Source organism: Kitasatospora sp. NPDC029312 (genome assembly GCF_055569215.1).
The window spans coordinates 20,157-35,421 of the sequence record NZ_JBVHXY010000028.1 but is presented as its reverse complement, the minus strand read 5'-3'; the positions used below and the strand labels follow the sequence as shown (position 1 = coordinate 35,421).

The window sequence follows — 15,265 nt, the reverse complement described above, 5'->3', positions numbered from 1 at the left end:
GTGCCGGGGCCGGGGATCAGTCGCCGACCCGGACGTCGAGCAGGTACGGGTCGGGCGAGGTCAGCGCGGTGCGCAGGGCCCGCGCCAGTCGGGCCGGGTGCTCGACCCGGCCGGCCGCGCAGCCCTGGGCGCGGGCGAGGGCGGCGAAGTCGAGGCCGCCGATCCGCGTGCCGACGGCCTTGCCGAGCCCGAAGCGGTCGGCGAAGCGGTCCACCGTGGCGTAGCGGCCGTTGTTGACCACCAGGACGGTCAGCGGCAGGCGGAGTTCGGCGGCGGACCACAGGGCCTGGATCGAGTACATCGCTGAGCCGTCGCCGACCACCGCGATCACCCGCTCGTCGGGCCGGCCGAGCGCCATGCCGACGGCCGCCGGCAACGCGTGGCCGAGCGAGCCGCTGGCGCAGGTGTAGAAGCTCTCGGGACGCTCATTGGGCAGGTACTCGCACATCACCGGGCGGCTGCCGGGGGCTTCCTCGACGATGACGCTGCGGGCCGGGCGCAGGCCGGCGAGGGTGTGCATCAGCAGCGGCTGGGTGATCACGTCGGCGTCCGGCACGGGCTCCGGGGCGGGCCGCCTGGGCGGGAGTTCGCGAGGGACGGCCGGGTCGAAGGCGAGCAGGTCGAGCACCCCGAGGCGGATGCCGGTGAGCAGTGCGTCGCCGACCGGGGTCCAGGCGGCGGTGGCCGGGTCGTCGGTGAGCTGGTGGAGCACGGTGCCCGGCGGCAGCACCGGGCCGCTGCCCGCGACGTGGTAGGTGAAGACCGGTGCGCCGAGCGACAGCACGAGGTCGTGGCCGGTGAGCCGGGCCACGATCTCCTCCCGGATCGGGGGCAGGAAACCGGCGAAGAGCGGGTGGGTCTCGGGGAAGGCGCAGCGCGAGGACATCGGCGCGGCCCAGACGGCGGCGCGGTGGCGCTCGGCGAGCTCCACCACCTCGGCGAAGGCGCGGTCCTGGTCGACGGCGGCGCCCACCACGAACGCGGGGCGGGCGGCACCGGCCAGGGCCCGGCCGACGCGTTCCAGCGCCTGGGGGTCGGCGCGCAGCGTGGTGGAGACGGTCCTCGGCTCGACGGGTTCGCCGGGCCGGTCCCAGTCGTCGGCCGGCACCGAGACCAGGGTCGGGCCGTACGGCGGGGACATGGCCAGGTGGCAGGCGCGGGCGATGGCGGCCGGGACGTCCTCCGGGCGGGCCGGTTCGCGGCTCCACTTGACGTAGGGCTTGGGCAGTTCGGACGCCTGGTCGTTGAAGAGGTACGGCTCGCCGCCCAGCAGCGAGCGGGCCTGCTGGCCGGCCACGACCACGAGCGGGGTGCGGTTGCGCCAGGCGGTGAACAGGCTGCCCATCGCGTGGCCGACGCCGGCGGCCGAGTGCAGGTTGACCACGGCGGCGCGGTGGCCGGCCTGGGCGAAGCCGTCGGCCATGGCGAGCACCACGGACTCCTGGAGTCCGAGGACGTAGCGGAAGTCGGCGGGGAAGTCGCGGAACATCGGCAGCTCGGTGGAGCCGGGGTTGCCGAAGACCGTCGTCATGCCGAGGCTGCGCAGTACCGCGAAGGTGGCCTCGCGGACGGTGGGCGGGCGGCTGGTCGGCTCGTCCTGAGAGGCTGGTACACGGGCTGGCACGGGGGTGGTCCCTTCCGGGTCGGCGGATGCGGTCGCGGGTTCAGTTCTGCTGGTCCCCAACCTCGAACGGCACCCCAACCTCGAGCGGCTCCTTCGCCCCGGACGGCTCTCTGCCTCCGGACGGCTCTCGGCGTCCGCACGGCTCTCTGCGTCCGGACGATTCCCGGGCCCCGGACGGCTCCTTGGCCTCCGACAGCGCCGCCCAGATCCGGGCCGGCGTGAGCGGTGTGGCGGTCAGCCGGTGGGCGATGTGCGGGACGGCCGCGGCGACGGCCCCCGCCACCGTGGCCGGGGCCGGGATGACCCCGCCCTCGCCGAGGCCCTTGAATCCGCCGGGGATGACCGTGCTCGGCGTGCACCGGTGCTCCACCGTCACCGGCGGGACGTCGGCGCAGACCGGCAGCACGTAGTCGGTGAAGCCGGTGGCCAGCGGCCGTCCGGTGGCCGGGTCGTGCACGGCCTCCTCGACCAGGGCGATGCCCACGCCCTGCGCCACGCCGCCGACGATCTGCCCGTCGGCGATCGCCGGATTGACCAGCACGCCGCTGTCGTTGACGGTCCAGTAGTCCTCGACGGTGATCTCGGCGGTCTCCAGGTCGACGGCCACGGCCGCGCCGTGCGCGCTGTAGGAGTAGGTGATCGCGGGCGGGTCGAAGTCGACGCTCTCCTCCAGCCGGATGCGGTCCGGGTCGGGCCGGCCCCAGCCGCGCCAGCCCCGGGCGGCCACCTCGGACCACGCCGTCGAGGCGTTCCCGGCCGGCCAGCAGAACTGGGCGCCGTCCAGCACCACTTCGTCCACCGGGGCGCCCAGGTGGGCGGCGGCGAGGGCGTGCATCCGGTCGCGCATCCGCCCGGCGGCCCGCACCAGGGCCCCGCCGGCCAGCGTGACCGAGCGGCTGGCCTGTGAGGTGAGGTCCGAGTAGGGCGCGGTGGCGGTGTCGCCGAGTTCCACCGCCACCCAGTCCAGGGGGACGCCGAGCCGGTCGGCCACGATCTGGGCGAGGGTGGTCTCGATGCCCTGGCCGACCGGGATCACCCCGGCGAACACGGTGACCGTGCCGTCCTGGTTGACCCGCACCCGGGCGCTCTCCCAGCCGGCCCAGTCGATCCGGAACAGCTCCAGCACCGCGGAGGGGGCGAAGCCGGTGATCTCCACGCTGGCCGTCACCGCGACCCCGCGGCGCACCGTGGCGGTGGACTCCCGGGCGCGTTCCCGGGCCAGTTCGGCGGCGCGGCGCAGCGCGGCGGGGTAGTCGCCGTTGTCGTAGGTGAGCCCGGTGCGCGTCGTGTGCGGGAGTTCCTCCGGCCCGAGCAGGTTGTGCAGCCGCAGCCGGACCGGGTCGTGGCCGAGTTCCCGGGCGGCCTCGTCGATCAGCCGTTCCCGGATCCAGGCCGCCTCCTGCATGCCGTAGCCGCGGTAGGCACCGGTCGGCACGGTGTTGGTGTGGACGGCGGTGATGGTGGCCCCGGCGTGCGGGAACCGGTACGGGCCCTCCAGGGCGAGGCCGGTGACCTGGAAGGGGCCGCTGCCGGCCTGGATCGCGAAGGCGCCGAGGTCGCCGGTGATCTCGGCGGCGAGCGCGAGGAAGCGCCCGTCCCCGTCGAGGGCGAGGCGGGCGCGGGCCCGCTGGCCGCGGCCCTGGTAGGAGGAGCTGAGGTTCTCGGTGCGGTCCTCGATCCACTTGACCCGGCGGCCGAGCCGGACGGCGGCCAGGCAGACCAGCGCCTCGTCGACGTAGAGGGTGACCTTGCCGCCGAAGGACCCGCCGACGTCCGGCGTCACCACCCGCACCTGGTCGACTCGCAGCCGCAACGCGGTGGCGAGTTCCTGGCGGACGGCGTGCGGGGACTGGGTGCTGCTGTGGACCGTCAGCTTCCCGGTGGCGGGGATCCACTCGGCGAGCACGCCGCGCGGCTCCATCGGGCTGTGGTTGATCCGCTGCACCGCGAACTCGCGCTCCACTACGTGCGGGGCGGCGGCGAGCACGGCGTCGAGGACGGCCCGGTCGTCGCCGAAGTGGATCCGCCCGCCGATGTTGTCGGGGGCCTGCGGGTAGAGCCTCGGGGCGTCCGGTGCGAGCGCGGCCGACAGGCCGATCGCGGCGGGCAGCGGGTCGATGTCGACGGCGACCAGCTCCGCCACGTCCTCGGCGACGGCCCGGCTGCGGGCCACCACCAGGCCGATGGGCTGACCGACGTAGCGGACGGTGCGGTCGCTGAGCGCCACGGTCGTGGTGAGCTGGCCGGGGAGGCCCCAGGCGGTGGGGATCGGGTCGGTGAACCGCTCGATCTCGTCCGGGCCGAGGACCAGCAGCGCCTCGCCGCCGGCCAGCGCCGCGGCCGGGTCGAAGCGGGTGATCCGGCCGTGCGCCACCCGGCTGCGCAGCACGACCGCGTGCAGGGCTCCGGCGTCGTCGATGTCGTCCACGAAGCGACCCTGGCCGCGCACCAGCCGGGGCGCGTGCACGCGCGGGACGGCACGGCCGATCAGGCGGCCGTTGTCGGGGCCGGTCCGGTGACCGGTGTCGGAGCCGGCTCGGTGGCCGGTGTCGGGGCCGGTCATGCCGGGGCCTCCTCGCGCCGCCAGTGCCGCTCGATGGCGGCGCGGATGCCCGCGTAGCCCGTGCAGCGGCACAGGTGCCCCCGGAGCACCTCGGTCACCGCCTGGTCCGCGCTCAGGCCGGCCCGGTCCGCGTAGGTCAGGCCCATCAGCACGCCGGGCGTGCAGAAGCCGCACTGGAGGCCGTGGGCGTCGGTCATCGCCTGCTGCAGGGGCGCGGGCCGGCCGTCCTCGGCGAGTCCCTCGACCGTCTCCACCCGGCAGCCGTCGGCCTGCCGGGCCAGCATCAGGCAGGAGCGCACCGGTTCGCCGTCCACCAGGACGGTGCAGGCGCCGCACACGCCCTGTTCGCAGGCCACGTGGGTGCCGGTGAGGCCGAGCCCGTGGCGCAGGAAGTCGCTGAGCAGGGTGCGGTCCTCGGCCTCGGCGGCGCGGGCGGTCCCGTTGACGGTCAGGCTGATCGTCGTGGTCCTCACGGGCTAGCTCCCCTCGGTGAGCAGGTGGACGACGGCCCGGCGGAACACCGCGCGCAGCAGGTCGCCGCGGAACTCGGCGCTGCCGTGCAGGTCGGAGGGCGGCCGGGCGCCGCCGACGGCCGCGTCCGCGACCTCGCCCAGCGCGCCGTCCGCGACGTCGGCGCGGTACCCGGCCATGGCCGCTTCGGCCGCCGTCAGACGCAGCGGCCGGTCGGCCACCCCGCAGGCGGCGATGCGGGCCTCGGCCACCGCGCCGGCCTCCAGCCGGATACCCACGTACACGCCGACCAGGGGGAAGCCGGCCCCGCCGCGCCGGGTGACGGACTCGAAGCGGTGGCGGAAGCCGGGCCTGCGGGGGAAGGAGACGGCGGTCAGCAGTTCGTCCGGGCGTCGGACGGTGCGGTGCGGCCCGGTGAAGAACTCCTCGGCCGGTACGGTCCGTTCGCCGCCCGCCCGGCGCAGCCGCAGCGCCGCGCCGAGCCCGACCGCGGTGGCGGCGAGCTGAGCGGCGGGATCGGCGTGGCAGAGCGAGCCGCCAAGGGTGGCCCGGTGGCGGATCTGCCGGTGCGCCACCCGGGCGGCGGTCTGCGGCAGGACGGGCAGCGCCGCTCGCAGCCCGTCGTGCCACTCCAGGTCGTGCAGCCGGGTCAGCGCCCCGATCCGCACGGCCGTCTCGGTGACCTCGATGCCGGCGAGCTCGGTCAGCCGGTTGAGGTCGAGCACCACGGCGGGCCGCACGCGGCGCAGGTTGAGCAGCGGCAGGAGGCTCTGCCCGCCGGCCAGCGGGGTGATGCTGCGCCCGGGCGGGTCGAGCAGGGCGAGGGCCTCGTCGAGCGTTCCGGCGGCCCGGTATTCGAAGGGTGCGGGTTTCACGGGGCGGCTCCTTCGGTGCGCTCGCGCACCAGCTCGGCGGCGCGCTCCGGGGTGAGGTGGCACAGGGCGTCCAGCACGGTGGCGTCCAGCAGGACGGCCGCACCGGAGCGCTCCGAGACGAGTTTGAGCCGGGCCCCGTTCCCGGTCGGGAAGCTCGACACCGTGACCGCCGCGGACTCGCAGCAGATCCGGCACAGTTCGGTCTCCCCGCGTTCCTCGGCCGTCCACGCCAGCCCGTTCATGCCGCTGCCTCGCTTCCCCCGGGCCGGCGCGCGCCGGCCCGGGCTAGAAGATGATGGAGAGTTGCTGGTGCGTGGCGACCTCGGTGTCCAGCAGGACCCGGCGGCGCAGCAGCCGGTAGCCGGCACCGGGCAGGCAGCGCACGAGGTCGTGCCGGGCGGCGGTGGCGAGCGCGGCCTCGCCGTGGCCCCGGCTCCAGGAGGCGAGCACGTTGCACTCGACCCGCCAGGTGTCGGGCTCGGGCGCGGCGAACACCCTTACGCCGCTGAGGAAGTGGCGCGTCACCCCGCCCGGGCGGTCGGACCACGCGTACCGCAGGCCGATGCGGCCGAGCTTCATCGCGAGGATGTGCTTGGTCGCCTCGAAGAGCAGCGCCCGGTCGCTGTGCCGGGGCAGGGCCGGGTCCTCGCGCAGCAGCGGAACGGGCACCTGGTAGAGGAACCGGTCGTCGAGCAGGTCGAGCCAGTCCTGGTGGCGGCCCTCGTCCAGCGCGGCCGACTCCTCGGTGAGGAACGCGCCGACGGAGGCGTCGAGTTCCACCTGCCGGGCTCCGCGCGGCGGGAACGGCTGGAGGTCGTACGCGGCTTCCTGCTCGGCGCGGGTGGTCCCGGCAGTTCCCGGGCCGCTCGTTCCCGGGCTGCTCGCCCCCGGCCCGCCGAGCCCGGGCCTGCTCGTCCTCGCCTCAGTCATCGTCGCCCGCCATCAGCTCGGCCCAACGCCGGTAGAACGCCCGCTGGTTCTGCTCGGAGAGGGTCAGGTACTCGGCGCGGCCGGGGCCCGGGAAGTCCGGCACCGGCTCTCCGAGGCCCAGGCCGAGTGAGAGGTCCAGCGGGGCGCCGTCGGCCACCGTGCCGCCGATCGCCGCGTCGATCCGGGCGAAGTTCTCGAAGTCGTCCATCTCGAAGAGGATTCCGCCGGCCGACTGGGAGCGGGCCTGGAAGGCGTACGAGCGGCGCTTCCACTCCTCGTCCACGTGCCGCTTGGGCACCAGCGTCCAGTAGAGGCACTCGGTGTGCCGGGCGTCGATCGGGTGGTGCACCCGCCAGACGAAGTACTTGGTCAGCGGGTCGCCCTCGCGGCCGATCGCCCGGTCGTGCGAGACGCTCAGGAAGGCCGCGTTCGGGAACAGCACCCCGTGCACCACCTCGCAGTGCGAGTTGAAGCGCACCTGCTCGGGGGTCTGCCCGGCGGTGAACGCCTCCCACACCTCGCGCGGGTAGCCGATGTAGGCGGGCTCCTCGACCTTGGCCGGCAGACTGCGCCGGCCCTTCTCGACGACGTAGCCGGCCCGCACCGCGTGCCCCTGCGGCGTGGGGACGTTGATCCCGATCAGCTCCAACTCGCCCTTGCCGAGCGTGCCGTCGGCCAGGCTGGAGCCGTAGACGCCCTGCTCGAACGCGGCCTGGTGGGTGGTGCCCATGTGGTAGCCGTCGCCGGCGAAGTTGTCGGTGACGACCTTCCAGTTGCCGGTCATCACCGAGCGCTGCGGCGGCCCGTAGACCTCCCACTCGCCGCCGGCGAGGTCGAGCAGCGCGTCCAGGTACCAGCGGGCGTCGCCCAGGTACTCCTCCAGCGGCGGGGCGCTCGCGCTCCAGGTCGCGAAGACGAAGCCGCGGTAGCAGGCCACCCGGGCCCGGGGCAGGTCGTAGCGGTCCTTGCGGAAGTCCTTCGGGTAGTTGCCGCGCAGCGCCGGCACGCCCACCAGGCGGCCGTCGTTGGCGTACGTCCAGCCGTGGTAACTGCACCGGAAGTGCGCGGCGTTGCCGAACGTCGCCCGGCAGAGCTGGGTGCCGCGGTGGCTGCAGGAGTTGAGCAGCACGGTGAACCGGCCCTGCTCGTCGCGGGCCACGATCACGCTGTCGTTCCCGAGCCTGCGCACCAGGTAGTCGCCGGGGTCGGGCAGTTCCGACGCGAACGCCAGTAACTGCCAGGACTCCCGGAACACCCGGCGCAGTTCCCGGTCGAGGACCGCGTCGTCGGAGAAGGCCCGACGGTCCAGCGGATATCCGGGCAGGACTTCCTGCCAGGGCAGAGCTTCAGCCATCCGTACTCCACGGGCCGGTCGCGAACGGGGAAACGACGGGGAAAGGACGGGGACGACGGGGGGACGCGCCCGGCGGGCCCGGCGTTCCCGGCGTTCCCGGGAATGGGAGGCAGGGCGCCCCCGCAACGAAAACGCAGGTTAGGCGCTCCCGGCGCCCACTGGCCAGTGTCCAACCGAGGCCGCCCGCACGCCTCGCTGACCTCGGCCGACGGCCCGACTGCCGTTCATGGGTGACGCCTTGTCACCTGGCCTGAGCCGTTGGTCCACTGAGGCACATCCACGAAGGCCGTCGACTGCGGCGACCCACGACCGAATCCCGCCGGGAGGGAATTCCTTGGCCACCCACGCGCTCGCCGCCGAAGATTTCTCACACAACGACCTCGAGTACATTCCGGACCCTTTCTCCTTCTACGACCGAATGCGCGCCGAACACCCGGCGTACCGTTCGGAGAAGATCTTCGGCGGGGCCTGGCTCTTCTTCGGCTACGCCGACTGCCTGGCCCTGATGAAGGACGAGCGGCTCTCCAACGCGCGGGCGGCCGTGCCGCTCTGGTTCCTGCCCGAGGCACAGCGCACCGACTACGCCGACATGCTCGGCGTCTACGAACGCTGGCTGGCCTTCCACGACGGCGCCGAGCACACTCGCAACCGCCGCCAGGCCAACCGCAGTTACGTCCCCTTCACGGACGCGGCGCTGGAGCCCAGGATCCAGCGGCTGGTCGACGGGCTCCTCGACGACGTCGACCCGGCCGGCTTCGACCTGATGACCGACTTCGCCTTCCCGCTGCCGGCCATGGTCATCGCCGACGTCCTCGGCGTGCCCACCGAGGCACACCCCGAACTGACCCGCTGGACCGACGACATCGCCTACCTCTTCGGCTCCACCAAGGTCACCGTCGAGCACCTCGACCGCACCCGGACCAGCACCCGTGAGCTCGCCGAGTTCCTCGCCTCGCCCGAGTGCGCCAAGCTCTCCGAGGAGCAGAACGGCCTGCTGCACACGCTGCGCACCACGGAGATCCACGGTCACCGCTTCAGCGACGAGGACGTCGTGGCCCAGGCCGCGCTCCTGCTGTTCGCCGGCGTCGCCTCGATCCGCTACCTCATCGGCAACAGCGTGCAGGCCCTGGACGAACGCCCGCCGCACGAGCGCGAACTGCTGCTGGACCCGTCCGCCGTCGGCCCGGCCGTCGAGGAGCTCCTGCGCTTCTGCACCCCGGTCCAGTTCGTCGGCCGGGTCGCCCGCGAGGACTTCACCTACACCACCGCCGCCGGCCAGGAGATCATGCTGCCCGCCCGCCGCCCGATGATGCTCTACGTCGGCTCCGCCAACCGCGACGCCGCCGCCTTCGACCGGGCCGACGAACTCGTCCTCGACCGCCCTCTGCCCAACCGCCACCTCACCTTCGGCGCCGGCCGCCATCTGTGCTTCGGCGACCCGCTGGTGCGCCAGACGCTCCGGATCGCCCTCGCCACCCTGTACCGGCGCTGGCCCGCGCTGCGCGTCTCGCAGGACGGCTTCAACTGGAACAACAACCTCGGCTTCCACGGCTTCACCTCGCTGCGGGTCGGCGCCTGAGCGGCGCCCACCGCCGTCACCGCTGCCGTCACCCCGCCGCCACCGCCTGCCGACCCGCCGACTCCGCCGACCACCAGGAGCGCTGATGACCCTTCCCCGCCTGAGCAACTTCGTCGACGGCCGGGCCGCCGAGCCCGCCGACGGGACGTACACCGAACTGCTCGACCCCTGCACGGGCACCGCGTACCTGCTGGCGCCCGAGAGCGGCGAGCAGGACGTCGACCGGGCCGTGCGGGCCGCCGCCACCGCCTTCGAGCAGTGGCGCTGGACCAGCCCCGCCGAGCGCCAGGGTGCCCTGCTGCGCATCGCCGACGCCCTGGCGGCCCGGCTGGACGAGTTCGCCGCCGCCGAGGCCCGCAGCACCGGCAGTGCGGCGGCGGCCGGCGAGGCCCCGCTGATGGTGGACCAGCTGCGCTTCTTCGCCGGCGCCGCCCGCGTGCTGGAGGGCCTGGCGGCGGGCGAGTACGCCCCCGGCCACACCTCGTACACCCGCCGCGAGCCGGTCGGCGTCTGCGCGCAGCTCGCACCGTGGAACTTCCCGCTGCTGATGGCCGTGCTCAAGAGCGCGCCCGCCCTGGCGGCGGGCAACACCGTGGTGCTCAAGCCCGCGGAGACCACCCCCGAGACGGCGCTGCTACTGGCCGAGCTGGCCTCCGACGTGCTGCCGCCCGGGGTGCTCAACGTGGTGTGCGGCGGCCCGGCCACCGGGCGGCTCATGGTGCGCCACCCCGTCCCGGCGGTGGTCTCGCTGACGGGCTCGGTGGCGACGGGCATGGAGGTCGCGCGGGGCGCGGCCGCCGGCCTCAAGCGGGTCAACCTGGAGCTGGGCGGCAAGACCCCGGTCGTGGTCTGCGCGGACGCCGACCTGCCGGCGGCCGCCGCGAAGATCGTCGAGGGCGCGTACGGCAACGCGGGCCAGGACTGCACGGCCGCCACCCGGGTGCTCGTCGACCGCGCCGTCCAGGAGGACTTCCTGGTGGCGCTCACCAAGGCCGCGCAGGCGGCCCGCCCCGGCCCGCCGGACGACGCCGGGGCGGCGTACGGGCCGCTCAACAACGCCGACCAGCTGGCCCGGGTGGACGGCTTCGTCCGCCGCCTGCCCGCCCACGCGCGGGTCGTCACCGGCGGCCACCGGGTGGGCGAGGCCGGCTACTTCTACGCGCCGACGGTCATCGCGGACGTCCGCCAGGACGACGAGATCGTGCAGCATGAGGTCTTCGGGCCAGTCGTCACCGTGCAGCCCTTCGCCGACGAGGACGAGGCGGTCGCCCTCGCCAACGGCGTCGAGCAGGGTCTGGCCTCGGCCGTGTGGACCACCGACCACGCCCGCGCGATGCGGCTGACCCGGCGGCTGGACTTCGGCTGCGTCTGGGTCAACACCCACCTGGGCTTCCCGAGCGAGATGCCGCACGGCGGCTTCAAACACTCCGGGTACGGCAAGGACCTGTCGGTCTACGGGTTCGAGGCCTACACCCGGGTGAAGCACGTGATGCACCACCTGGGCGAGTAGCCCGGCCGCCGGAACACCGAAGGGGCCCGAGCGTTTCGACGCTCGGGCCCCTTCGGTGTCGGGCACGTGTTCAACTGCCGCCGCCGCGCACTCGGACGGTGTCGGCACCCGCCGCCGACCCGGCGCCCTCGACACCCGCCGCGGACCCGGCGCCCTCGACACCCGCCGCCAGCTCCGTGACCAGCTCCGCCAACGGCCGGCCCGGCTCCGCGACGGCCGCCGCCGCGAGCCGCCGGAAGTCACCGGTCAGGGCCTCGACCCAGGCCGGCTCGAACCGGCGGCGGTCGTACCAGACCTGCCCCTCGATCCGGTCCGCGGTGGGCATCAGCACGAACTCCAGGTCGAAGCGGCTCGCCATGCCGCCCGGCGGGTGCACCTGGGTCACCTCCAGGCCGCGAAGCCGCAGCGCGTACTCGGGCCCCACCGCGACCTGGAACAGGATGTTCTCCAGACCCTCGCCCCGCTCTCCCCGGCCCTGCGGCACCAGGTGGTACGGGACCTCCTGGTGGGCCAGCGAGTCCAGCACGGTGTCCCGGGTCGAGCGCAGCACCTCCAGGAAGCCCGCCTGCGGTTCGAGGTCCAGGCGCAGCACCAGCAGGTTGCACAGGAAGCCGACGGTGCCGGCCAGTTCGGGCCGCGTGCGGTTCGCGAACATCGAGGCGAGCGCGACGTCCCGCTCCCCGCCCCGGCCGTACAGCACTCCGGCGAACAGGGCCAGGGCGGCGACGAAGGTGGTCGCCCGCTGCTTGCGGCACAGCGCCGTCAGACCCGTCACCAGCTCCGGCTCCAGGGTGAACGCGGCCAGTCCGGGCAACTGGCCGACGCCGTCGCGGATCGCCGACGAGCCGGGCAGCCGGGGTGCCGCGGCCCCGGCCAGGGTGTCGCGCCAGTACTTCTGGCTCTCGGCCAGGACGCCGTCCTCGTAGCGCTGCCGCTGCCACTCGCTGAAGTCGGCGAACTGCCACTCCACGGTGCCGAGTTCCGCCGCCGGCTCGCCGCCGGGCCGGTACAGCCGGCCGAGCTCCTGGGAGAGCACCCCGCCCGACCAGCCGTCCGTGGACAGGTGGTGGATGTTCAGCACCAGCACGGACTCCTCCGGCCCGAGCACCAGCAGCGCGGCGTGCAGCGGGGTGACGGCCAGGTCGTGCCGGTGCCGCGCGTGCCGCAGCATCGCCTCGGCCAGTGCCTGCGGCCCCGGTCCGACCTCCTCCTCGACCAGCTCGGCCGGCCGGGGGGCGTGGACGTGCTGGACGAGCCTGCGCCGCACGGATTCGTAGGTGGTGCGCAGCGCCTCGTGCCGTTCGACCAGCCCGTCCAGCGCGGTCCGCAGCGCGGGGCGGTCGAGCGGGCCGCGCAGCCGGTAGCAGGCGTTGACGTTCAGCGGGGTGTCGGCGCCGCGGTAGTGCTCCATCATCCAGAGCAGCCGCTGCCCCGGAGTGGCGTCGACGGTCCTGAGCACGGTCATCGGTGAGCCCTTCTGGTGGTGGCGGGGGAAGACGGCCCGGATCCGCCCGGAGTCCGGGCCTCAGGACCGGGCCTCAGGACCGGGCCTGCGCGGCCTTCGTGGCCGGGGCCGACCGGGGCGTCCCGGCGGAGTGGCGCACCGCGCGGTTGACGGTGGTCAGCACCGCGAGCATCACCAGCCAGCCGCCGAAGATCACCGTGGTGGTGCGCGGGCCGAGGCCGTCGATCATGACACCGCCGAGCAGGGCGCCGAGTGACATCGCGCTCATGCCGAGGGTCTGCACCGCGCTGGAGACCCGCCCGCGCAGGTGGTCCGGGGTCGCCGCGAGCCGGTAGCTCGACAGCGCGACCATGTAGACCGGCGCGAGCACCGACTCGGCGGCGGCCACCGCTCCGAGCAGCCACGCGTTCGGGGCGACGGCGTAGAGCGGGAACATCAGCGCCTCGACCCAGAGCGTGACGGTGGCGATCCGGCCGAGCGGGAAGCGGTCGTTGACCCGGCTGGAGACCAGCGCACCCACCATCGCACCGACGGCGGCCCCCGTGAAGACGAACCCGATCTCGGTGGGCGAGGCGCCGATCCGCTCCGCCAGCGTGATGATCACCAGGTACCCGGCGCCGTAGCGGATCGCGTCCGCCGCCGAGATCATCGCGAGGAACCGGATCAGCGGCTGGCCCATCAGCCAGCTCAGGCCCGCCCGGACCTCCTTCAGCAGGCCGGCGGGGGTCTCCTCGCTGCGCTCCTCCTGGAACTCCGCCCGCGTGAAGCGCAGCGAGATCGCGGAGACCACGAAGGAGACCGCGTCCACCACGAACGGCACCGCCCGCCCGAGCGAGTACAGCGCACCGGCGACCATCCCGCCACCGATCCGTACCGTGTTCGTCGCCGTCTCGAACCGGCCGAGCGCCGCCGAGAGTTGCCCGGCACCGACGACGTTCGGCAGGGCTGCCGAGTTGGCCGACTCGAAGAGCGTCTCCAGCACCCCGTTGAGCACGGCCACCCCGCACAGCTGGGCGACGGTCAGGCCGTCCAGCCACAGCGCGAGCGGCACGCTGACCGTCACCACGGCGCGGCCCAGATCGCACAGGATCATGGTGGTCTTGCGGTCCCAGCGGTCCGCCAGGGCACCCGCGAACGGGCCGAACAGCAGCCAGGACAGCGAGCTCAGGCCCATCACCAGGCCGGCCTGGGTCGGCGAGCCGGAGACGGCGAGCACCAGCAGCGGCAGCGCGAAGACCTGGACCTGGCTGCCCAGGAAGGAGACCACCTGACCGCTGATCAGCAGTCCGAAGTCACGGTTGCGCCACAGGCCCGAGGGCCTCGGCTGCTTCGCCGCGGAGGCGCTGTCCGCGCTGCCGGCGTTCGCGCTGCCAGCGTCCGCGCTGTCGGTGTCGGGGGCTCGGGTGGCCGGGGCTTCGGCGTCTGGGGACTGGGCCATGGTGGACCTCTTGTTCGGGGGACCGCCGCAGCGCGGCGGCCGTGATGGACCGGACACGGTCAGCGACCGTACTCAGGACGGCTCGTTCACGACAAGCGATCAGCTCTGCACACGGCCGGGCCGTGATCAGGCGAGCGCCCCCTCGTGCCGGACCCGGGCGACGGTGTCCGCGCTCAGCCGGCTCAGCAGGTCCATCGACTCCAGGCCGCGCATCACGCGCGGGGTGAGCAGCCTGATCCGGGCCAGCATCGGCACCACCCGGGAGAACAGCATCTGCCGGTAGCCGGCCAGGCCCGGGTCGGCCAGCGCGAAGGCCGCGCCCTCGGCCGCCGGGACTTCGAAGCGCTCCCACAGGTCGCCCAACAGGAAGCGCCGGCGCATGAGTTCGACGGCCTCCAGCAGGAACTCCTCCCGCCGGGCCAATTCGGCCGCCGACAGCCCGGGGACGGCCTCGCGCAGCAACAACACGCCGAACGAGACGTGACGGGCCTCGTCCCGGGCCACCCGGGCCACGATCTGCTTGATCAGCGGATCGTGGAAGGTGGCCTCGGCCAGCCGGAAGCCCGCCAGCGCCAGCGGCTCGACCAGGCACTGGACGGCCAGCGCGAGCAGGTCCCACTCGGTGGCCCCGAGCGCGTCCGCGAACAGCCGCCGCAGCCCCGCCGACACCGGGTACGGCTCGGGCACGTGCTCACCGACGTAGCGCCCGAACGCCTCCGCGTGCCGGGCTTCGTCCCCGGTCTGGCTGACGGCGCACAGCTTCGCCTCGATGTCCGGCAGCACCTCGGCCAGCCGGGCGCCGGCCAGCATCGCCGCCTGCTCGCCGTGCAGGAACTGGCAGACCATCCACGCCTGGGTCTGCCAGCGGAAGGCGTCCCAGGCCCGGGGCCCACGCCGGCCGATCGGCGAGGCGCGCAGCGAGTCCAGCGCGTACGGCGAGCCCACGGGCAGCGGCTCGCCGAAGGGCACGTCCAGCGACCAGTCGATGTCGGTGGTGGCGTTCCACTGCGCGAGCTTGGCCCCCTCGTACAGCTGGGCGAACCCCGAGCCGGCGGTGGGACGGTCCCAGCTGAGGACGGCGCTGACCGGGGTGTCGATGCGCAGGTCGGCCAGCCCGGCGAGCGCGGCCGGGAGCCGGGGCGCCGCCGGCCGCCCGGCCGGTGGGTGCGCGCGCCCGTCGTCCCGGGGCGGGGTCGTCACGCCTGCTCGGCCTGCTCCGCCATCAGCCGGCGCAGGCTGAGCGGCCGCAGGTCGGTCCAGACCCGGTCGATGTGCGCGGTGCACTCGTCGAGGGTGCCGGTGGTGCCCTCGGCGGTCCAGCCGGCCGGGATCTCCTGGTCCTCGGGCCAGACGGAGTACTGCTCCTCGTGGTTGAGGACGACGTGGTAACGGGCGGCGTCGTTGTCGAACATGGTTGGTCCCTTCGGGGGTGATGGGGAGCGGGGGGAAGGGTGGA

The 15,265-nt window shown here is 74.2% G+C and carries 13 protein-coding genes; 2 read left to right on the top strand and 11 right to left on the bottom strand.

Features of this window, described 5'->3' with window-relative positions; genetic code table 11:
• Positions 1 to 16 precede the first annotated feature (16 nt).
• From mdlC to ACZ4WV_RS22635, 7 genes are read right to left on the bottom strand one after another with little or no spacing between them, the layout of a single operon-like run.
• The gene (gene mdlC / locus ACZ4WV_RS22665; protein WP_465749464.1) at positions 17 to 1,624 is read right to left on the bottom strand and encodes a benzoylformate decarboxylase; all 1,608 of its coding nucleotides are present in this window, start codon (positions 1,622 to 1,624) and stop codon (positions 17 to 19) included.
• A gap of 40 nt (positions 1,625 to 1,664) precedes the next feature.
• On the bottom strand, positions 1,665 to 4,187 hold the full coding sequence (locus ACZ4WV_RS22660; RefSeq protein WP_465749462.1) for a xanthine dehydrogenase family protein molybdopterin-binding subunit: 2,523 nt from the start codon (positions 4,185 to 4,187) through the stop codon (positions 1,665 to 1,667).
• On the bottom strand, positions 4,184 to 4,660 hold the full coding sequence (locus tag ACZ4WV_RS22655; RefSeq protein ID WP_465749460.1) for a (2Fe-2S)-binding protein: 477 nt from the start codon (positions 4,658 to 4,660) through the stop codon (positions 4,184 to 4,186). The genes ACZ4WV_RS22660 and ACZ4WV_RS22655 overlap by 4 nt, the downstream gene beginning before the upstream one ends.
• 3 nt (positions 4,661 to 4,663) lie before the next feature.
• On the bottom strand, positions 4,664 to 5,533 hold the full coding sequence (locus tag ACZ4WV_RS22650; protein ID WP_465749458.1) for an FAD binding domain-containing protein: 870 nt from the start codon (positions 5,531 to 5,533) through the stop codon (positions 4,664 to 4,666).
• Complete coding sequence (locus ACZ4WV_RS22645; RefSeq protein WP_465749456.1) at positions 5,530 to 5,775, bottom strand: hypothetical protein; 246 nt, start codon at positions 5,773 to 5,775, stop codon at positions 5,530 to 5,532. Before ACZ4WV_RS22645 ends, ACZ4WV_RS22650 begins: the two co-directional genes overlap by 4 nt.
• Positions 5,776 to 5,818: 43 nt before the next feature.
• On the bottom strand, positions 5,819 to 6,463 hold the full coding sequence (locus tag ACZ4WV_RS22640; protein ID WP_465749454.1) for an aromatic-ring-hydroxylating dioxygenase subunit beta: 645 nt from the start codon (positions 6,461 to 6,463) through the stop codon (positions 5,819 to 5,821).
• A complete protein-coding gene (locus tag ACZ4WV_RS22635; RefSeq protein ID WP_465749452.1) occupies positions 6,456 to 7,817 on the bottom strand; it encodes an aromatic ring-hydroxylating oxygenase subunit alpha in 1,362 nt (453 codons plus the stop codon). Before ACZ4WV_RS22635 ends, ACZ4WV_RS22640 begins: the two co-directional genes overlap by 8 nt.
• 334 nt (positions 7,818 to 8,151) lie before the next feature.
• Here ACZ4WV_RS22635 and ACZ4WV_RS22630 point away from each other — a divergent pair, with 334 nt between their 5' ends.
• Positions 8,152 to 9,396 carry a cytochrome P450 gene (locus ACZ4WV_RS22630; protein ID WP_465749450.1) on the top strand — a complete coding sequence of 415 codons (1,245 nt, stop codon included), beginning with the start codon at positions 8,152 to 8,154 and terminating at the stop codon, positions 9,394 to 9,396.
• An 85-nt stretch (positions 9,397 to 9,481) separates the two neighbouring features.
• Positions 9,482 to 10,906 carry an aminobutyraldehyde dehydrogenase gene (locus ACZ4WV_RS22625; RefSeq protein WP_465749447.1) on the top strand — a complete coding sequence of 475 codons (1,425 nt, stop codon included), beginning with the start codon at positions 9,482 to 9,484 and terminating at the stop codon, positions 10,904 to 10,906.
• A gap of 70 nt (positions 10,907 to 10,976) precedes the next feature.
• Here the strand turns inward: ACZ4WV_RS22625 and ACZ4WV_RS22620 are convergent, their stop codons facing one another.
• The 4 genes from ACZ4WV_RS22620 to ACZ4WV_RS22605 all read right to left on the bottom strand — a co-directional run bounded on the left by ACZ4WV_RS22620 (position 10,977) and on the right by ACZ4WV_RS22605 (position 15,221).
• The gene (locus ACZ4WV_RS22620) at positions 10,977 to 12,371 is read right to left on the bottom strand and encodes a condensation domain-containing protein (RefSeq protein ID WP_465749445.1); all 1,395 of its coding nucleotides are present in this window, start codon (positions 12,369 to 12,371) and stop codon (positions 10,977 to 10,979) included.
• Positions 12,372 to 12,444: 73 nt separating this feature from the next.
• Positions 12,445 to 13,809, bottom strand: coding sequence for an MFS transporter (locus ACZ4WV_RS22615; protein WP_465749443.1), 1,365 nt, complete (start codon positions 13,807 to 13,809; stop codon positions 12,445 to 12,447).
• Between the two features lie 126 nt (positions 13,810 to 13,935).
• Complete coding sequence (locus tag ACZ4WV_RS22610) at positions 13,936 to 15,009, bottom strand: ferritin-like domain-containing protein (protein ID WP_465749441.1); 1,074 nt, start codon at positions 15,007 to 15,009, stop codon at positions 13,936 to 13,938.
• Positions 15,006 to 15,221 (bottom strand): MbtH family protein, encoded by a 216-nt coding sequence (locus ACZ4WV_RS22605; protein WP_465749439.1) that lies wholly within the window; start codon positions 15,219 to 15,221, stop codon positions 15,006 to 15,008. The genes ACZ4WV_RS22610 and ACZ4WV_RS22605 overlap by 4 nt, the downstream gene beginning before the upstream one ends.
• Between the last annotated feature and the right edge of the window lie 44 nt (positions 15,222 to 15,265).